Here is an 18,699-nt window from a genome sequence, read left to right as displayed (position 1 = left end):
TGAAATACCGGCAAGTGATAATTTTTATTTGTATGGAATATGCGGCTCAGGATGTCCAAAGAAATATCCCTGCGCAAGATCGATACCCATGCTTTTTACCATGTCCAGAGTGGCGGCATCTTCGACAAACTCCGCTACTGTTGTTTTTCCGAGTCCGCGTGCTACTTCTACCATGGCTCTGACAAAAATCTGGTTGTCGCGATTTTTAGGAAGATCACGGATAAATAAGCCGTCTATTTTGAGTATTTCCACTCCCAAGTATTTAAGGTAACCAAAGGTGGAAAACCCGCTGCCAAAATCGTCCAGGCAAACTCGGCAGCCAGCTTGCTGGGCTGCTTCGATAAAGCGCTGGGCATCCTGGATGTCCGATACCGCCGCAGTTTCTGTCAGCTCTATAATGAAGCGTCCGGGATCCACATTGAATTCGTTTAACAGATTACGGATATAGTGTGGAATTGCCGGATCGTCAAAGGTGCGGCCAGAAATGTTAATTGCGACCGGTGGCATATCCGGATTTTGACTGAGTAGCTTGATACTGCGTTTTATTACCCATCGATCAATGTTGACGATTTGTCCGTTTTTTTCTGCGACAGGTATGAATTGACCCGGCATGATCAAATGATCAGGGTTATTTGAATCTCGCATCCTGACGAGTGATTCTAAATGAGTCAAGGTATTCCGGGTAGTTTCATATACGCCTTGGAAATGAATTTCAAATAGATCTTGCTCAAGGGCTTGAGCTATCCGGTTATACCAAGTCATTCGATGCATCATGGCCTCAGAAGTGTCACGTGCAGGATCGTAGACGGTCCAGGTATTTTTGCCTTTATTTTTGGCCTGATACATAGCAGCATCGGCATGAGCAATCAGATTTTCTGCTGTTTCTCCATGTTCTGGGAAGATGGCTACGCCTACACTGCTGGTAAGACGAATATTTGTACCGCGAAAACGCAAGGGAATAGACGAAATAGCTGCCACAATACGAGCAGGTAGCGCGCTGATATCATCTTTTGGTTGAATAAGACTTAGAATGGCGAACTCATCCCCCCCTAAACGAGCGAATATTTCGATATGACGAACAATGCTGGAGATTTCTCCGGCAGCCCGGATCAATACTGTATCACCTGCCCGGTGACCAAAGGTATCATTAATATATTTGAAATCATCTAGATCAAAATAGAGCAGCGCGAATTTACTTTGATTGCGCAGGGAGGTCGCGATCAAATTATCCAGCTCCTCCTGGAAGCGGTGTCGGTTGTATAGACCTGTCAGCGGATCACGCTCAGCTAGGTAGATGAGTTGTTGGGCAGTTTGCCGTTCCTGGGTAATATCTTCATAAATCCACAACCGTCCCATAGTTCGGCCTTCAGTATCGTTTACCGGGTAAGACAATTGCGTAAATATCCGCCCGTCGGTGAACTCAAGCTCAGACCGTTCGCTAACTCCATGAGTATCTAGTGTATGCACATATTTTGATGCATGGTCGGGCTGCACAAAATATTTGGTAGATCGCTCGAACACAGTTTTAGTCGGCATGTTCAGTAAGTTTTCATGCTTACCAATATCCCACATACGGAGGAAAGTCGGGTTCAAGTACTCCACTCTCTGCTCATTATCTTCAAACAGAATTCCGATATTCATGGCTGATAGCAAAGCACTCATGCGACTTTGTTCCCGCTCCGCCAGGGTGCGTAGTTCACGCTGATGCGTCTCAGAAATACGCAGTTCTCTTATGGCTGAATTTAGGTTTTCTTCAGTTTGTCTTTGTTTCGTGATATCAAACATGACACCTTGAAGCAATATTGGTTTGCCCGCTGCATCTTTTAGTAAAATGGCATCATCCCGAACCCAGGCAATACTGCCATCTTTTTTAAAGATACGATATTCCAAATGATAAGGCTCACCAGTCGTTAGGCTCACTGACAAGCCAGTCATAATTCGCTCTTGATCATCCGGATGAATCTGCTTTATGCGGAGTTGAGGATCATCGAGCCACTCGTGCTTGCTAAAGCCAAGCTTGGGCTCGATTTGTGGGCTGACATAGATGGTTTTTGCTATCGGATTGATATCGGCGATGTAAGTTACCGCTGGAATTTGCTCAATCAGTGTTCGATATTTTGATTCGACACTCAAGCGATCAGTAATATCCCGGGCATATGCCAGTACGCCAGTTATTTCGCCGTTGGCATTCCGCATCGGCAGCTTCAAAGTGTCAAACCAGCGTAGCTGCCCATCTGCAAGGGTAGCAGGATCGGCAGGGTTATGTACTTTCTTGCCGGCAATCGCCTCATCGTCATCTGCGTGAAAACCTCTGATTCCCTGGGCCGGATCACCGTAGCACAGATGCTCAGGCCAGAAATCAGTATCCAATTTGCCCAGCATTTCTGCAGGCTTAAATCCTTGACTGCTGGCAAAAGCCTGGTTTACCAATACAAATCGATGCTCTTTGTCTTTTACGAAAATCCAGTCTGGTGTGGCGTCAATAACTGTTCGCAGTAAAGTCTTAGCATGCTTGACAACTGCTTCTGCGAATTTGCGCTCACTGAGATCCTGAACCGTCCCCAGTATTTCGATTGCTTTGCCGCTACTATGAATCGTGATCTCAGCTTGTTCTTTAACCCACTTGATCGCCCCATTTGCGTTGATCCGGTATTCGATATCGTAAGGCGTGCCCTGCAAGGCTGCGCGCCAGGTATGATCGACCCGATCCTGATCTTCCGGTACAACGCAGGCGAGAAAGCTTCCATAACTAAGAGGACTAAGAGGAGTGCTATCTTTTATTCCAAAGATTTTGAAAGTTTCCTCGGAGCAGGTAAGTACATTATTTTCCAGATCCAAATGCCAGCTGCCCAGTTTGGCCAGAGATTGTGCGCGACGCAGCGCATCTTCGCTTTGACGTAAAGCAAACTCCCTGGCTTTTCGATCACTGATGTCGGTATATGTGCCCAGCATGCGCAACGGATGTCCTTGATCGTCCCATTCGACTACTTTGCCCAGAGAAAGTATCCATTTCCAATTGCCTTGCCGGGTGAGCTGCCGGAATTCCGCCTGATAATCTTCGCGTAAGCCACTGATGTAATCTTTGTAAATCTTGAAGGCCGGTTCGCGGTCCTCCGGATGGAGGCGATCGCGCCAGCGGGCACTGGTTTCCTCGAAAGTTTGCGGTTCATAACCCAGTATGCGAGCATATTCAGGACTGATAGTTGCCATTCCTGTTTGCACATTAAGATCATAAAGACCTTGGTTAGAGGCTGTCAGCGCCATACGGAGGCGCGATTCACTGTCACGCAAGCTTTGCTCTGCTTGACGCCAGCTTGCCTGAATACCGATCATCATGTGCGAGATGAGCGCAACGGTTGCTATAAACATGCATAAGATCAGCTGATTTAGCTGAGGATGGCCTTGGGAAAAAGGACCAAGGTCCTGTGCGGTTCCCCATATGGCAAGCAAGGTAATTGCCAAGGCTGCAATAGAGACACCTCTGACATTAAAACGTAGCCCTGCCCAAATCAAGGGGGGGAACACAAGGAAGGCGATCGATAACTTGAGGTGGCTGAGCGCCAGAGCATTGCCGAATACCAGCCAAGCCATGGCAATACAGCTACTCATGACCAGGATGAATTCTAATCGAAGTCGGGAATGAAGAGGTTGTGGGTTTGCCTGATGGGCCACCCAGGCTAGCAGTAGAGGTGAAAAAATCATTACACCGGTCATGTCTCCGAGCCACCAGCCGAGCCATGCGCTAAGTACCAGGTTGCTTGATAGCAAGTCACTAAAGTACAGCGATAATGTGCCGCTCGTCGCGCTCAATAACATCGAGCTAGACGCGATCAGAATAAAGGTAACTACATTCCGACCTCGCCCGAAAATGTTTTGAGAACCTATTGTTTTTTTCAGTATTAGCGCGCCCAATATTGGAGCAAGGGTATTGCCTACGGTAATTCCAAGCGCAGTGGAGAATGTAAGCTCGCCTGTCGTTAAATTGATCAAGAGCGAACCGAGAAAAATGCCTGGCCAGCACGAAGGCCCCCATGCCAAGGTGGCTGCGAGCGCTATTCCGGCAGGTGGCCAGAACAAGGTAATATTGGAGCTCACGAAAGGCATGCTGAGCCCAAGCTTGCCAGCTAGAAAATATGCGGCTGCTAGCACTATAACCCGTATCATGAAAAACTCGGGCGAGCTGGGTAAGCGCAGTTTCATATTGGATTTAACTGCGGTCCAGGAGCGGAGTAATGATCAGATATTTGTGGGATAGATTGACAACCGTCTTCTATGTATGCGCTAAATAGAGGTATCCTCTGGTAACATATAGCTATGTTAATTGCCTCTGCCCTTGCTTTTATACCTTTACTGGCTACCGTGAACATGCCAACCTTTTATATTCAGTGCTAATAGATTAATGAAGTTTCATTATATTATTTGGGCCTGACTTTATGTCATATAAATTTTTAGTGTGTGGTGATAGATACGCGGTAACGGGGTGGGCATAGTCAAAATAAAGCACATGAATAATGTGTTGGTTTTTTAGTATTTTTCCAGATAATCAACGATGATATGCCGGGATGGCGATAAGGAAGGGGATATCTCATGTCAAATTGGTACCAAGACAATTCACAATCGATTGGGCGAACACCGTTAGTTCGGCTCAATCGGGTTACTGATGGCGCAGGAGCGACTGTGCTAGCCAAGATTGAGGGGCGTAACCCGGCATATTCGGTCAAATGCCGTATTGGCGCTGCAATGGTCGATGATGCCGAACGCCAAGGATTACTCGGCCCCGGTAAAGAGTTAGTAGAACCAACCAGTGGTAACACTGGTATTGCCTTGGCATTTGTTGCCGCTGCCCGAGGTATTCCATTGACCTTGACCATGCCGGAAACCATGAGTGTCGAGCGCCGGAAGTTACTTGCTGCTTTTGGTGCCCATCTGGTTCTGACGGAGGGTCAGCGTGGTATGGGAGGCGCTATTGTCAAGGCCAATGAGATCGTAGCTGCAGATCCTGGTCGTTTTGTTTTGTTACAACAATTTACGAATCCAGCTAATCCAGCGATACATGAACAAACGACAGGTCCTGAGATTTGGCGGGATACTGACGGCGCAATCGATATTTTTGTTGCCGGAATAGGAACAGGTGGTACGATGACCGGCGTTTCCCGTTATATCAAACAAGTTAAAGATAAGGCAATTACGTCTGTTGCAGTCGAACCTGCTGCCAGCCCTGTCATTACTCAGCAGCGGTCAGGTCAGCCTTTAGTACCGGGCCCTCACAAAATTCAAGGAATTGGCGCTGGCTTTATACCGGATAACCTTGATCTTTCCCTGGTGGATGAAGTTGAGCAGATCAGTAATGAAGAGGCGGTTTTATATGCGCGCCGCCTTGCGCGGGAAGAAGGGATAATTTCCGGTATTTCCTGTGGCGCTGCAGTTGCTGCGGCTATTCGGCATGCCAAGCGTCCAGAAAATGCAGGCAAAACGATCGTTGTTATTTTGCCGGACTCGGGTGAACGTTATTTAAGCAGTATTCTCTTTGAAGGGATGTTCAATGAGCAGGGGTTGAATATAGAGTGACTAACGTCAATAGGATCAGCGATCTCCAGTTAAGAAGCACCTACCTTGAGATTGATCATATCGTTGCAGAATTACATGCCCTGCGGATGGCTGCGCTGGAAAATCGGCAGGGGCATAGAAGACCCCCCAAGCTTCCTTCACGCAAAATTCTGATTGGTGTTGCAGAGGGGTTAAGTGCTGCGATGTTTCCTAATCGCCTGGGCTCAGCTGATCTGGCGGATGAGGGGGTTGATCATTATGTTGGACATACGCTGAATACTACCCTGCGCGCACTGCTGGTACAGATACAGCATGAATTACATTTTAGCTCAGGTTTGGAAAACTTGAGCGATGAAGATCGTGAACGGGCAGTAGATATCACACAAGCATTTGCCAAGTGCTTGCCTGCGATTCGCAAATTGCTGGAAAGCGACATTGTTGCAGCTTACGAGGGGGACCCTGCTGCTCACAGTGTTGATGAAGTGTTGGTATGCTATCCAGGCATCACAGCGATTATTTACTATCGGCTGGCGCATGAGTTGCACCGACTGGGTGTGCCTCTGATTGCGCGGATGATTTCAGAAATAGCTCATTCACTGACTGGGGTAGAGATACACCCTGGCGCTCAGATTGGCGGCAGTTTCTTTATCGATCATGGTACGGGCGTGGTCATCGGAGAGACTGCTATCATAGGCCGCAATGTACGGCTCTATCAGGCAGTGACTTTAGGTGCAAAACGATTCCCGGTAGATGAACACGGGACTTTAGTGAAAGGTATTCCGCGTCATCCTATTGTGGAGGACGATGTCGTGATTTATGCAGGTGCGACTATTTTGGGGCGTATCACGATCGGATGTGGTTCAACGATTGGCGGGAACGTTTGGTTGACACGTGGCGTGCCACCTGGCAGCCATATTACTCAAGCGCAGACGCGTCATGAAACATTTGAAGGTGGAGCGGGGATTTAAGGACTATATTTGAGGAACAGCCATGGTAAACAGCAAACTTTTTCTGACACTTGATGATGCCAAAGAGATCGCTGCTGCTGCAGAAGCAGAGGCGAAGCGCAATAATTGGTCGGTAGTGATTGTTATTGTAGATGAAGGGGGGCATTTACTTTACTTTATGCGGCTGGATAACACGCAATATGGCAGTGTTGAGGTTGCCATACAAAAAGCCAGATCAGCCATTGCCTTTCGGCGACCGACTAAAATATTGGAGGAACAAGTTAGTCAAGGGCATGTACGTTACTTAAGTTTGCCTGGAGCAATCCCCATTGAAGGTGGGTTGCCTATTGTATTGGGAAATCAATTTGTGGGCGCGATCGGTGTGAGTGGCGTAAGGTCTTATCAAGATGCACAAATTGCGCAAGCGGGGGTCAATGCACTTAATCCAGATTCTCTTTAGCCCGTAATTTTTAATGGAAGGGAAGAGCGCCGTGATTGTAGAGGTGCCAACCAGTCAAAGGCGCTAATATCAGGGCCTGCAACTATCAACGGCGATATAATCTAAGTAGTGGTATCTGGGAGGGGCCGAGTGTTCTTGTGACAGCTTTTGCTGTAATCGTACTGCAGATCACCGCAACTTCCGATATTCCCATCCTCACGAGTAATTCTTGCTTAGCAGTAGCTTCACGCACCTGGACGATTAACCCGAATATTTCATAAATTGGCACGTGTCCTCACTTGTTTTTTTGATTAATAAGAAAGATTTTGCTCAGTCGGGTGTATGAGTCACTACACCCCTCCTTCTCAAAACTTCCCTATTAATCAAAATTCTGCGTGATGATCACGTGAATTTATGAAATATTCGGGTTAATACACTCAGCTTGACTATTACCATTGGATTTCGGTTGATCTCATTTGCTTACCTTTAGTGCTACCAAATATTTATTCGGTAGCATAGGGCGAAAACGATTTGATTTTTTTGATAATTATCAAGCTACAAAAAATTTGGAGATCAACTCTTCAGTGGACTGTATAGGTTTACTAACGACTGTGCGTAATATTCCGAGAATGTCATGCAGGTTATCTGCGGTCGCGATGGCTTCAGTAAAAGTGTATTCAATGCCACTTCTTGTGAGTCTTCCAACTCCTTCGCGTGCTCTACACATGAAACCTAGCCTGTCACATAATTTATTAGTATTGTTTTGCGCTTTTTGTAGCCTCTCAGAAATGGAGCCATCTATATCAATCGGAATATTTAGATTCTGAATGGCGACTATTGATTTACTAGCAAAGGCCGCATCTGCTGTCATTTGTGCTATAAGTCTGTTTAATTGTGATTGTGTGGGTTGGGCGTCTTGCAGTAAATCGAGATTACGGACACTTTCCGCTACTATTTCGAGGCTAAAAGTATGTAAATCGGTATGAAGTTTGTTCAACTCTATCATCTTGTTTCCTAATGAGGGTGTGCATCATTTGATCACGCATAGCATAGTTACGACGCATCTTTAATCTTTAGAAAGTAATTCGAAAAGCCTGTTACATGATCCAATGGTTGCGTTGGGTGGCGTTACATGATTACCAGCGATTAAACGGCTTGATTTATTGTTGTCATAAATCATTGTTTAACTGTTATTTTATTTCCTATTTTATAATAAGCATGGCGGTTTATGCTTGATTGGGTCGCGTAGGATTTAACCCGGATATTTCATAAATTGGCACGTGCCCTCACTTGTCTTTTGATTAATAAGAAAGATTTTGCTCAGTCGGGTGTATGAATCACTACATCACTCCTTCTCAAAACTTCCCTATCAATCAAAATCCTGCGTGATCATCACGCGAATTTATGAAATATTCGGGTTAATTGCTGAGCTGATATATTTTGTATAATCGATCATGTAAACTATTTTCCACGAAGAGAGGAGTCCCAGTAGATTGGAGCGTCATCTTCTTCGTAAAGAGTGTGCTGGCTTTTTTTATGTTTTTTCTTCTGCTTGAGCTAAATATATCAAAGCTCATTGATTTCTTAGAAAGCTGAGTGCAAACATAATTTAGCTAGATTGATATTGATTACCCAGAGATTATAAACCAGCAGCTTATGCAATTCGAGTATTTGTCGTTGGGATTCGAGGTGAGTGCGTTTAACCCGAATATTTCATAAATTGGCACGTGCCCTCACTTGTCTTTTGATTAATAAGAAAGATTTTGCTCAGTCGGGTGTATGAATCACTACACCCCTCTTTCTCAAAACTTCCCTATTAATCAAAATCCTGCGTGATCATCACGCGAATTTATGAAATATTCGGGTTTAAATGGTGTAATTCTAAAAAATTCTGACGGAATCTCAGGTGTGGTATCGAGATTCCATATTTAGCTCAACGGATTTTAGTTATGGCTCATAAAGAAGCCATCTATTAATCAAACGAGATAAACTAGTCATCCATCTTTCTTTATAATTGGTTGTTAAACATGGACTTACTTACTCAAGGATTGTTGGGAGCTAGTCTGGCACAGGCAGGTACTCAGAGAAATGAAATACGTATAGCGACAGGAGTTGGATTCTTTGCGGGGTTACTTGCGGATGCGGATATTCTGATTCAATCATCCAATGATCCCTTATTAACAGTTGAATTTCATCGCCATTTCACGCACTCCATCTTCTTTGTTCCGTTTGGTGGATTCATTGCAGCACTTATTCTCTGGCTATTTCTTCGGAGGCGGCTGTCTTTTACACGTCTATACCTGTTTTGTTTCTTGGGCTATTGCTTAAGTGGCGCGCTGGATGCATTGACCAGCTATGGCACTCATTTATTCTGGCCAGTTAGCGAAGCCCGTGTTGCGTTCAATATCATTTCTGTCATTGATCCCATTTTTACCTTGATACTGTTGATAACAGTCGTCTATGCCTACAAGAAGAATGCTGTATTTGCTGCGAGGGCTGGCCTGACTATCGCGGGAATTTATCTTGTGTTTGGTTGGGTGCAGTTACAGCGCGCAGAAGCAACAGCCGCGGCTTTAGCCGATTCCAGGGGGCATGTCACTGAACAATTGCTGGTAAAACCCACGTTGGCCAATTTGGTGTTGTGGCGTTCGGTTTATGAAACAGAGGGAAAATTCTATGTAGATGCGATTCGTGTTGGCCTGTTTTCAGAACCCCGTATCTATCCGGGGGAATCCATCAAAAAATTCATGGCCGATCAGCACCTTGATCAATTCCCCAAGGATTCAGTATTAGCGAAGGATATTTCTCGTTTCACTATTTTCTCTGGTGGTTTTGTCGCTATTCAGCCTGAACACCCTGATCTATTGATTGACGTGCGTTACTCGAATTTGCCTACGACTATCGCGCCGTTATGGGGGATAGAGATGAATCTGCAAGACCCCAGTCAACATGCGTTATATCGATTATTTAGAGATGCTTCCAAAGAAACACGTCAAAAATTTCTAGCTTACTTAATGGGTCAATCTATCGATTAATAATATCCCTATCCCGCCTAATTTGCGGTTATTCCCAGTTAGCCAGAATATTTCATAAATTCGCGTGATGATCACGCAGGATTTTGATTAATAGGGAAGTTTTGAGAAAGAGGGGTGTAGTGACTCATACACCCGACTGAGCAAAATCTTTCTTATTGATCAAAAGGCAAGTGAGGGCACGTGCCAATTTATGAAATATTCGGGTTTGGCGCCTGACATTAGTTTGAAGCTGCTTGTTCAGGAACGATTACGCGTAATTCATGGAATAAAGCCCGGAAACTCTTAGGGGGTTTTCCTGCGAGCTTTTCTTTGTTGGTATTGCGTACCAGTGTTCGTAAGCGTTGCAAATCAGCGTGGGGGTATTGCTGTCCAAATTCAGTAAAAGCTGTTTCATCCGTTAGGAGACGCTCGCGCCAGCGCTCCAGTTGATGCAACCATGCTGTATGGTGTAGGTTCGTGCCTTGCCAGGTATTGATTTTCTCCTGAATAGGGGTTGCATCGATTTCCCGCATCAGCTTGCCAATGTATTGTAATTGGCGACGACGTGCTTCATGCTTAGTTATACGTTGGGCCTCAAGGATAGCGTCCATGAGTGTTTCTGGTAAATCAAACTCAGCTATCTGTTTGGGATCAAGCGCAACCAATTGTTCCCCGATATCCTGCAATGCATGCATGGCGTGTTTGCGGCGTGTCTTGCTGGGTGGTGATTCCTGCCCGGAATCATTTTTTAGGTCATTTTGCATAGCTAGCTATGTAATGCGATAACGATAAGCTGCTATCATAACGCTCTTTGAGAGCTAAGCTGATTAAATTTCCCTTAAAATGATCATATTGACTTCATCGTAAGTTGATTTTCATAAAACCAATTATATGAATAACGATATTTCGTCATCTCAACATTTTTCTTATCCCTTTGAAGTACTTCAGCAGATTGCGCGCGATATTCTGGGTCATGCCAGGAAAGGGGGGGCAAGTGCATGTGAAGCCAATGTATCTGATGGCTGTGGATTAAATGTCACAGTCCGGCAAGGTGCGGTGGAAACCATTGAGCACGCCCGCGACAAAGGCTTGTCTGTGACAGTGTATATTGGCCAGAAACGCGGTCATGCAAGTACCTCAGATTTTTCTCCACAAGCCATCGGCGATACAGTTGCAGCTGCACTTTCCATTGCCCGGCACACAGCTGCAGATGATTGTGCGGGACTGGCTGATGCGGAGTTGTTAGCAACCTCATTTCCTGATCTTGGCTTGTATCATCCATGGGAATTGTCAGTTGAACAGGCAATTGAACTTGCACAGGGTTGTGAAGCAGCGGCGCTTGCATCTGACAAGCGCATTACTAACTCGGAAGGAGCGACTATTTCAATCAATACTTCCCGGTTCGTATACGCGAATAGTCATGGATTTGCAGGGGGATATCCTCTTTCGCGACACAGTATTAGCTGTGCGGTCATTGCAACAGAACATGATAATATGCAGCGTGATTATTGGTATAGCGTGGCACGTGACGCAACTGACCTGGAATCTATCAATGATGTGGGTAAAAAAGCAGGGATGCGTAGTATCGCCCGCCTGGGCGCAAAAAAGATTGCCACATGTGAAGTGCCAGTGTTATTTGAAGCCCCGATTGCTTCCAGCCTGATTGGGCATTTTACTCAAGCTGTAAGCGGTGCGAGTCTTTATCGTAAGTCATCATTCTTGCTGGACAGCATGGGAAAACAGGTATTCTCTCCAGATATTCAAATACGTGAATTGCCCCATATCAGAAAGGGGTTGGCAAGCTGTGCATTTGATGATGAAGGGGTCGCCACTCATGAGCGAAGTGTCGTTGAGAACGGGATCGTACAAGGGTATTTTCTCGGTAGCTATTCTGCGCGCAAGCTTGGTTTGCGTACGACCGGCAATGCGGGAGGCAATCATAATCTGGTTCTGGAAAACGCCACACCGCTACCGTTTCTCGATTTGCTCAAGAAAATGGACAAAGGTTTGCTCGTAACGGAATTACTCGGCCATGGTGTGAATGGAGTAACGGGAGATTATTCACGAGGTGCTACCGGTTTCTGGGTGGAAAATGGCGAGTTATGTTATCCAGTCGAGGAAATTACTATCGCTGGCAATTTAAAGGAAATGCTACGTGGAATAGTGGGGGTGGGTAGTGATAGGATTGTGCGTGGCTCTAAGCAGTGCGGGTCGCTGCTGATAGAGCGTATGACGGTTGCTGGGCATTAAATGGAGCTGCGGAAGGGGACTTGAGGCTTGTGAGCAAATATTGATCAATGCTAATGAAATTCTGGCGTCAATTTGAACGGAGAGTGGGCAGGTTTTCTGAGACTGTAGATACCGTCTTTTAAGTCAAATAATTTTTGGATAATTTGCGTGATTTATCGAAGTAATTGCTCGTTACTTTTTCAGGTGGACTCAATTGCCATGCAGGAGCTGGAACGGCAGTTATTTGCGGGTCCTCTGCTCATTAAGTGTTCTGTTTTAGTTTGGCATACTTGTCGCATGAATTTGCAAGCTTCTTTTTTGATGCTTCCATTGGGTTCCGCAGTATTTTACTGGCGCGATGTTATGTTGCTCATTTTCTTCAGCTATTAGCATTGCTGATCATTATTTTTTCAGAGATCATTTCATTTGTCTGATGAAAAGCCTCATTTCTTTTTTAAGTAAAATAAAAATTCGCCAGTCGTTTCAGCTAACGATAATAGCTGATTGCCCGTTTGTTCGGCAAAGACCTGAAAATCAATGACAGAAGCAGGATCGGTGGCGACAATTTTCAGTATTTGTCCATGGGCCATCTCTGCCAGAGATTTTTTAGTGCGTAGTATAGGTAATGGACAGACGAGTCCACGAACATCGAGTTCCTTGTCAAAATTCATACTTCTCCTTTTGTGTAAGAAAAATTTTATTTAATTTTACCGGGCATAGCATGAGGTGCCAAATAGGCCGATTTCAGATTGTTGTAACTTCCAGTTCAAGATACGTTACGATAATACGTTTTTTTAATCATTTTATTGTATGCCAGTTAATATTCCTTCCTTGCTACCTCAACAATTGTTACCGATTCAGGGTGTATCACTAGGTATAGCTGAAGCAGGGATCAAACGGCCTGATCGTAAAGATCTTTTGGTTATGGTGCTTGATGGAAATGTGGAAGTGGCGGGTGTTTTTACAAAGAACCGCTTTTGTGCTGCGCCAGTCGTAGTAGCTAAGGAACATCTCTCTGTTGCCGGCTCAATCCGTGCATTGATCATTAATACCGGTAATGCCAACGCCGGTACCGGAGAAGAAGGTATCACCTATGCTCATGCAACCTGTGCAGCCCTGGCTAAGTTACTTGGCTGTCAACCGCAGCAAGTATTGCCGTTTTCCACAGGTGTGATTATGGAGCGATTACCGGTTGAGAGAATCATTGAGGGCTTGCCGCGAGCATTGAGCAACCGTAAATCTGATAATTGGTTTGCCGCCGCGCAAGCGATCATGACGACCGATATTGTTCCTAAAGGGGTTTCCAGTCAGATTCAGATCAATGGTGCCACGATCACGATAACCGGCATTGCCAAGGGTTCGGGTATGATTCACCCGAATATGGCCACCATGCTCGGGTATATCGCAACCGATGCCAATATTTCCCAATCGCTACTACAGGAGATGGTGCGTCATGTTGCCGATCATTCCTTCAACCGTATTACCGTAGATGGTGATACCTCTACTAACGATGCTTTGCTATTGATAGCAACTGGCAAGGCAAACCACTCGCAGATTGTCGATCGGGAAAACCCAGAATTTAGCTTGCTGCAGAATGCAATCATGGGAGTAGCTATACAACTGGCTCAGATGATTGTACGAGATGGTGAAGGCGCAACCAAATTTATCACGGTGCAGGTAGAAAAAGGAAGAACACTGGAAGAATGTTCTCAGGTGGCTTATGCAATTGCTCATTCGCCATTAGTTAAGACGGCTTTCTTTGCATCTGATCCTAATCTGGGGAGAATCCTTGCTGCTATTGGTTATGCCGGCATAGACGGTCTTGATGTTAACGATATTCAGCTTTATCTCAATGAAGTGTTGGTTGCAGAGCAGGGCGGCAGAGCAAAAAGCTACTGTGAGCAGGATGGTCAGCGTGTGATGAGGCAATCTGAAATCACGGTACGAGTGATATTGAATCGTGGAGCAGCCACAACCAAGATATGGACATGTGATTTTTCTTACGACTATGTGAAAATCAATGCAGATTATCGTAGTTGATTGATTATGAATGAGCTTGATTTGTTCCATGATCGCTTAGATAAGCTGCTTACTCGTATCGAGAATGTGCTTCCTGCCAGGCAAGCCGATGCTGATCTTAATTCCGCGATCGCATTCCGATGGCGCAAAGACGCCAATGCAGGCTATATTCAATCTGTTTCCCATCCACATAACATCGTACTTGATGCACTGCAAGGCATTGATGAGCAAAAGCAGCTTATCGATCAAAATACGCATCAATTCGTATTGGGTTATCCTGCCAATAATGTTCTACTGACTGGAGCGCGCGGTACAGGAAAATCGTCTTTGGTAAAAGCATTGTTAAACAAATACGCAAGCAAAGGTTTGCGCTTGATCGAAGTGGAAAAACACAACCTTATTGATTTGCATGATATCGTTGAGCGGGTTGATCGGCGGCCAGAACGCTTTATTTTATATTGTGATGATTTATCATTTGAAACCGATGAGCCAGGCTATAAGGCGCTGAAAGTCGTTTTGGATGGCTCTATTGCAACGACCTCCGATAATGTGCTCGTTTATGCCACTTCCAATCGCCGCCATCTGATACCTGAGTTTATGCGGGACAATCTTGAAGCGCGCCATGTCGACGGAGAGATCCATCCGAATGAGTCTATTGAGGAGAAAATTTCCTTGTCAGAACGTTTCGGTTTGTGGCTATCGTTTTATCCTTTTGATCAAGAGCAATACTTGGAAATTGTCCGTTACTGGCTCGCTTTTTACAGTATCAGGAAAATGACAGCTCTGATACGGGAAGAAGCGTTGCGATGGGCGCTTGCGCGTGGCTCGCGAAGTGGACGAGTAGCTTGGCAATTCGCTCGAGATTGGACTGGAAAACAAAAGCTGCTTTGTCAGCAACCCTTCCAGCAATAACTCGTAATTTGTTGACAAGTAATCTTATGGTTCAATCTATTCCATTTGTTGAAGTGGTGGCTGCGGTCATCATTCGACCAGATGGTCGTTTTTTGCTTACAAGTAGACCAGAAGGAAAACCTTATGCGGGGTATTGGGAATTTCCTGGTGGGAAAATTGAAGCGGGCGAATCGGCTTTACAAGCGATTACCCGGGAATTACAAGAAGAACTCGGTATCCAAGTCGAGCAAGTTTACCCCTGGATCACACGGGTATTTACTTATACGCATGCGACTGTTCGTCTGCATTTCTACCGTGTGGTTGAATGGTATGGTCAACCATTCGGGCGCGAGAATCAGGCGTTGTCCTGGCAAACAGTCGATAATGTATCGGTAATACCTTTGTTGCCAGCTAACCTTCCGGTGATACGGGGACTTGCTTTGCCACCAGTGTATGCGATTACTAACGCATCAGAGCTAGGTGAAGAGGCCATGCTATGTAAGCTTGAGCATGCTTTTCAGCAGGGCTTGAAGCTTTTGCAGATTCGCGAGAAGTCGATGACTAACGATAGGTTTCGATGGCTAGCAAGCGAGATTATCAGACGTGCGCATACATTCCAGGCTAGGGTGGTCATCAATAGCGATATTTCGCTTTCTCGGGAATTGGGCGCAGATGGCGTTCATTTAACTTCTGCGCAGCTCATGTCGCTGACTAAACGACCCGATGTAAATTGGTGCGGTGCTTCTTGTCATAATGCCGAGGAGCTTTATCAGGCAGAGAGCATCGGAATGGATTTTGTAGTACTAGGTCCTCTATTGCCGACGTTAAGCCATCCAGGATTACCTGTATTAGGCTGGCGAAAGTTTTCCTCCCTGGTACGCGATTACTCTTTGCCAGTCTATGCGTTAGGTGGTTTAGTTCATGCTGATTTAGCTATTGCCCTGGAACAAGGGGGGCATGGTATCGCCATGATGCGGGATATTTGGGTAGGCGAATGAATGTTATGGTTTGATCTTATTCCGCTACAGAAATGTAACATCAACTAAGGCTACCTGGTTTCTTGTCAATAATCACGGGCTCTTCTTCCTGCTCCGTCTCCGATATACGATAAGATTCTGTCGCCCATTGCCCTAGATCATGCATTTTGCAGCGCTCAGAGCAGAATGGGCGATAGCGGTTTGTTGTATTCCAAGCTGCTGCCTTGCCACATTGAGGACAATTAACGAAGGTTGGTTTCATTGCTTCATGGGATTACAAATTACAGTAAGTTAATTCAAAGTCAATGTCTTCTTCGTAGACATTAATTTTCTGATCGGATCCAAACGGAATAAAACGTATATTGAGTGCATATTTATTGGCACTGATTTCAGGTACGCATGGAAATTCTTTATCGATTTTCAGGCGCAGCATTTGTGCTAAGAGACCCGAATCAGTTTGCTGAAATAAACCTTGGTAAGCAGTATAGTGAAAGGTTCTTCCACTATTTCTTAGCAGTTTTAATATTGTATTAAAACCGCTGCGAATAGGTAATAGCGGCGTGATCCACTCATTAAAATCATGATGGCGCATTTCAGGCGCTACACTTAACCAATAGTGATAGGATGGTAAATCAAACTCACATGCTCCGCCTAGGATACTCATGCGCTGTTTAATGCCCATCAACCATTCATTGTCACGTAGATGTCCGCCTATTCGACCAGGAATATTGAGTAAATCTCGGAATGTGACTTTAATGTCATTGAGCACATGGTTTAATGCTTCTTCAGAAATTTCCGGATTCTTGCGTAAACCTTCCAGCAAACTTCTTTGTCGTTCCAGTTCTTGCAGTAAATCCGATTTAAGATCGGCGCGACTGGTCACATCAAGAATCTCAAATAACGCAACAAGCGCAGCGTGATGTTCGGTCGACGTGTCGCGCGCTGAAAAGAAATCAACTTTGTTAAACAAAACTTCAAGTCGCAGCAATGTGCGAATACGTTCATTGAGGGGGTGTTCGTAGCAAATCACGGTAATTATGAAACATGGAGTATTAATAACATATCAGAATCATACCCCATGAAACATCATTTCTGTATGAAAGTTTGATTCTTTTAGCCAATTGTATCGGCTTTGGTTAAACAGGTTTGTTTAATTTATCTATTGATAAAGCAAGATATTTTAGATGTAGCGTTTCGACCTGTTTATACAAATAATCAAGGTCTCGGTCATTGACAATGATGTCATCAGCTTGCTCTAGACGTTCTTTCCGCGAAATTTGTGTTGCCATGATAGCGCGCACTTTCTGTTCGTCCAATTTACTGCGTGCAATCGTACGTGAAATCTGTAATTGTTCAGTACAATCGATGACCAAAATTCGATGGATTAGCTTTTGGAATACGTTTGTTTCCAGCAGCAGTGGTACAACAACGATGATATAAGCAGAAGTCGCTAAGCTAACGCGACGTATCACTTCATGGTAGATAAGCGGATGTAGGATGGCCTCAAGTTTATTTCTGAAGATCGGATTTGAGAACACCAGCTCACGCATTTTATTTCTATCCAGAGAGTCATCTTTTGCAATAAAATCCATGCCAAATGTTTTTTTAATGGCATCCATTGCTTTACCTCTTGACAGAGTTAATTCGTGTGCGATTTCATCCGTATCGATAATGTCAATACCATACGTTGCGAAGAATTTTGTAGCGCTGGATTTACCACAACCAATGCCTCCAGTTAATCCGATGATCAAAGGCATGCACTAAAATAAGCCAAGATACGCGTGGTTAATCTTATTTCCCCAGAATAAGGCGATTAGGCCTCCTCCGGCAAGATAGGGGCCAAACGGGATCGTGGTGGTTCTCTGGTGCTTTTTAAGAATTATCAAGAAGATACCTATTATTCCTCCCACAAACGAGGAAAACAGAATAACTAATGGCAGCATCTGCCAGCCTAGCCACGCGCCAATTGCAGCAAGTAGCTTGAAATCACCGTAGCCCATACCTTCTTTCCCGGTAATGAATTTGAAGCACCAATAAACTGTCCACAGAATAAGGTAGCCGGCAACTGAACCGATGATAGCTGATCGAATATCAATAAAACCGTTACCCAAATTAAATAAAAGCCCAATCCAGAGTAAAGGTAATGTAATAGCATCCGGTAATAATTGCATGTCGAGATCAATGAAGGTAAGCGCAATCATTGCCCAAATAAAGATCAAGGCAGCGATAGCAGGCAGGCCGAATCCGAAATGCCATGCGGTGAAGCCGCTCATCGTACCCGTCAGTACTTCAACGATGGGATAGCGAAGGGAAATACGCGTATGACATTGAGAACAGTATCCTCGAAGGAATAGATAACTGATAACAGGAATATTTTCGAGCACGGAAATTCTATGTCCACACTGAGGACAAATGGAGCGAGGGGTCACAAGATTGAATGCTGGTAAATTATGAGTGGTTCCTCCGTGTAATTCAGCGCATTGCTGATGCCATGCCCGTTCCATCATTTTGGGTAGTCGATGAATGACTACATTTAAGAAGCTTCCTACCATTATTCCAATGATGGCGCTGAAAGTAATGAAAAGAGCGGGTGTATTCTGAAGAGAATCGATCAGTGTCATATATTGTTTAAGAGA

At 44.9% G+C, this 18,699-nt stretch carries 16 protein-coding genes; 8 read left to right on the top strand and 8 right to left on the bottom strand.

The genetic code is table 11. From position 1 onward, the window contains the following. Nucleotides 1-24 precede the first annotated feature (24 nt). Nucleotides 25-4,200 carry an EAL domain-containing protein gene (locus BLP80_RS01095; RefSeq protein WP_218120337.1) on the bottom strand — a complete coding sequence of 1,392 codons (4,176 nt, stop codon included), beginning with the start codon at nucleotides 4,198-4,200 and terminating at the stop codon, nucleotides 25-27. A 387-nt stretch (nucleotides 4,201-4,587) separates the two neighbouring features. On the opposite strand from BLP80_RS01095, the gene cysK reads away from it, so the two are divergent. From cysK to BLP80_RS01080, 3 genes are all read left to right on the top strand, one after another. Then, nucleotides 4,588-5,568 carry a cysteine synthase A gene (gene cysK, locus BLP80_RS01090; protein WP_090539294.1) on the top strand — a complete coding sequence of 327 codons (981 nt, stop codon included), beginning with the start codon at nucleotides 4,588-4,590 and terminating at the stop codon, nucleotides 5,566-5,568. 86 nt (nucleotides 5,569-5,654) lie between these two features. After that, nucleotides 5,655-6,515, top strand: a complete 861-nt coding sequence (epsC, locus tag BLP80_RS01085) for a serine O-acetyltransferase EpsC (RefSeq protein WP_176754230.1) — start codon at nucleotides 5,655-5,657, stop codon at nucleotides 6,513-6,515. Nucleotides 6,516-6,537: 22 nt separating this feature from the next. Then, nucleotides 6,538-6,954: a GlcG/HbpS family heme-binding protein gene (locus BLP80_RS01080; protein WP_090539290.1), complete on the top strand. Its 417-nt coding sequence runs from the start codon at nucleotides 6,538-6,540 to the stop codon at nucleotides 6,952-6,954. A gap of 529 nt (nucleotides 6,955-7,483) precedes the next feature. Here the strand turns inward: BLP80_RS01080 and BLP80_RS01075 are convergent. Further along, nucleotides 7,484-7,939: a hypothetical protein gene (locus tag BLP80_RS01075; RefSeq protein WP_090539288.1), complete on the bottom strand. Its 456-nt coding sequence runs from the start codon at nucleotides 7,937-7,939 to the stop codon at nucleotides 7,484-7,486. Between the two features lie 1,021 nt (nucleotides 7,940-8,960). Between BLP80_RS01075 and BLP80_RS01070 the strand changes: the two genes are divergently transcribed. After that, on the top strand, nucleotides 8,961-9,968 hold the full coding sequence (locus BLP80_RS01070; protein WP_090539287.1) for a metal-dependent hydrolase: 1,008 nt from the start codon (nucleotides 8,961-8,963) through the stop codon (nucleotides 9,966-9,968). Nucleotides 9,969-10,186: 218 nt separating this feature from the next. Here the strand turns inward: BLP80_RS01070 and yjgA are convergent, their stop codons facing one another. Further along, nucleotides 10,187-10,711 (bottom strand): ribosome biogenesis factor YjgA, encoded by a 525-nt coding sequence (gene yjgA, locus BLP80_RS01065; RefSeq protein WP_090539285.1) that lies wholly within the window; start codon nucleotides 10,709-10,711, stop codon nucleotides 10,187-10,189. A 127-nt stretch (nucleotides 10,712-10,838) separates the two neighbouring features. Here yjgA and pmbA point away from each other — a divergent pair, with 127 nt between their 5' ends. After that, nucleotides 10,839-12,197, top strand: coding sequence for a metalloprotease PmbA (pmbA, locus tag BLP80_RS01060; protein WP_090539284.1), 1,359 nt, complete (start codon nucleotides 10,839-10,841; stop codon nucleotides 12,195-12,197). A gap of 422 nt (nucleotides 12,198-12,619) precedes the next feature. Here the strand turns inward: pmbA and BLP80_RS01055 are convergent, their stop codons facing one another. After that, the gene (locus tag BLP80_RS01055; RefSeq protein WP_090539282.1) at nucleotides 12,620-12,847 is read right to left on the bottom strand and encodes a sulfurtransferase TusA family protein; all 228 of its coding nucleotides are present in this window, start codon (nucleotides 12,845-12,847) and stop codon (nucleotides 12,620-12,622) included. Nucleotides 12,848-12,986: 139 nt separating this feature from the next. Here BLP80_RS01055 and argJ point away from each other — a divergent pair, with 139 nt between their 5' ends. The 3 genes from argJ to BLP80_RS01040 are packed head-to-tail and all read left to right on the top strand — an operon-like array spanning nucleotide 12,987 to nucleotide 16,084. Continuing rightward, nucleotides 12,987-14,216, top strand: a complete 1,230-nt coding sequence (argJ, locus tag BLP80_RS01050; RefSeq protein ID WP_090539280.1) for a bifunctional glutamate N-acetyltransferase/amino-acid acetyltransferase ArgJ — start codon at nucleotides 12,987-12,989, stop codon at nucleotides 14,214-14,216. Between the two features lie 6 nt (nucleotides 14,217-14,222). Next, a complete protein-coding gene (locus tag BLP80_RS01045) occupies nucleotides 14,223-15,107 on the top strand; it encodes an ATP-binding protein (RefSeq protein WP_090539278.1) in 885 nt (294 codons plus the stop codon). Nucleotides 15,108-15,133: 26 nt separating this feature from the next. Then, on the top strand, nucleotides 15,134-16,084 hold the full coding sequence (locus tag BLP80_RS01040; protein WP_090539276.1) for a Nudix family hydrolase: 951 nt from the start codon (nucleotides 15,134-15,136) through the stop codon (nucleotides 16,082-16,084). 40 nt (nucleotides 16,085-16,124) lie between these two features. On the opposite strand, the gene BLP80_RS01035 is transcribed toward BLP80_RS01040, so the two are convergent. The 4 genes from BLP80_RS01035 to BLP80_RS01020 all read right to left on the bottom strand — a co-directional run bounded on the left by BLP80_RS01035 (nucleotide 16,125) and on the right by BLP80_RS01020 (nucleotide 18,684). After that, a complete protein-coding gene (locus tag BLP80_RS01035) occupies nucleotides 16,125-16,325 on the bottom strand; it encodes a DNA gyrase inhibitor YacG (protein WP_090539274.1) in 201 nt (66 codons plus the stop codon). Nucleotides 16,326-16,337: 12 nt separating this feature from the next. Next, the gene (gene zapD / locus BLP80_RS01030) at nucleotides 16,338-17,093 is read right to left on the bottom strand and encodes a cell division protein ZapD (protein WP_090539272.1); all 756 of its coding nucleotides are present in this window, start codon (nucleotides 17,091-17,093) and stop codon (nucleotides 16,338-16,340) included. A gap of 106 nt (nucleotides 17,094-17,199) precedes the next feature. After that, nucleotides 17,200-17,820 carry a dephospho-CoA kinase gene (gene coaE, locus BLP80_RS01025; protein ID WP_090539271.1) on the bottom strand — a complete coding sequence of 207 codons (621 nt, stop codon included), beginning with the start codon at nucleotides 17,818-17,820 and terminating at the stop codon, nucleotides 17,200-17,202. 3 nt (nucleotides 17,821-17,823) lie between these two features. Continuing rightward, nucleotides 17,824-18,684, bottom strand: coding sequence for a prepilin peptidase (locus tag BLP80_RS01020; RefSeq protein ID WP_176754222.1), 861 nt, complete (start codon nucleotides 18,682-18,684; stop codon nucleotides 17,824-17,826). Nucleotides 18,685-18,699: the final 15 nt, after the last annotated feature.

The organism is Nitrosomonas sp. Nm132, from assembly GCF_900100485.1.
Taxonomy (GTDB): Bacteria; Pseudomonadota; Gammaproteobacteria; order Burkholderiales; family Nitrosomonadaceae; genus Nitrosomonas.
Note: the sequence above shows the minus strand (reverse complement) of the source record. Positions and strands in the feature narration are given on the sequence as shown.

Coding starts and splice junctions, on each gene's coding strand:
- BLP80_RS01095 (WP_218120337.1), bottom strand. CDS start 4,200: ATGAAACTGCGCTTACCCAGCTCGCCCGAGTTTTTCATGATACGGGTT.
- cysK (WP_090539294.1), top strand. CDS start 4,588: ATGTCAAATTGGTACCAAGACAATTCACAATCGATTGGGCGAACACCG.
- epsC (WP_176754230.1), top strand. CDS start 5,655: ATGGCTGCGCTGGAAAATCGGCAGGGGCATAGAAGACCCCCCAAGCTT.
- BLP80_RS01080 (WP_090539290.1), top strand. CDS start 6,538: ATGGTAAACAGCAAACTTTTTCTGACACTTGATGATGCCAAAGAGATC.
- BLP80_RS01075 (WP_090539288.1), bottom strand. CDS start 7,939: ATGATAGAGTTGAACAAACTTCATACCGATTTACATACTTTTAGCCTC.
- BLP80_RS01070 (WP_090539287.1), top strand. CDS start 8,961: ATGGACTTACTTACTCAAGGATTGTTGGGAGCTAGTCTGGCACAGGCA.
- yjgA (WP_090539285.1), bottom strand. CDS start 10,711: ATGCAAAATGACCTAAAAAATGATTCCGGGCAGGAATCACCACCCAGC.
- pmbA (WP_090539284.1), top strand. CDS start 10,839: ATGAATAACGATATTTCGTCATCTCAACATTTTTCTTATCCCTTTGAA.
- BLP80_RS01055 (WP_090539282.1), bottom strand. CDS start 12,847: ATGAATTTTGACAAGGAACTCGATGTTCGTGGACTCGTCTGTCCATTA.
- argJ (WP_090539280.1), top strand. CDS start 12,987: ATGCCAGTTAATATTCCTTCCTTGCTACCTCAACAATTGTTACCGATT.
- BLP80_RS01045 (WP_090539278.1), top strand. CDS start 14,223: ATGAATGAGCTTGATTTGTTCCATGATCGCTTAGATAAGCTGCTTACT.
- BLP80_RS01040 (WP_090539276.1), top strand. CDS start 15,134: ATGGTTCAATCTATTCCATTTGTTGAAGTGGTGGCTGCGGTCATCATT.
- BLP80_RS01035 (WP_090539274.1), bottom strand. CDS start 16,325: ATGAAACCAACCTTCGTTAATTGTCCTCAATGTGGCAAGGCAGCAGCT.
- coaE (WP_090539271.1), bottom strand. CDS start 17,820: ATGCCTTTGATCATCGGATTAACTGGAGGCATTGGTTGTGGTAAATCC.
- BLP80_RS01020 (WP_176754222.1), bottom strand. CDS start 18,684: ATGACACTGATCGATTCTCTTCAGAATACACCCGCTCTTTTCATTACT.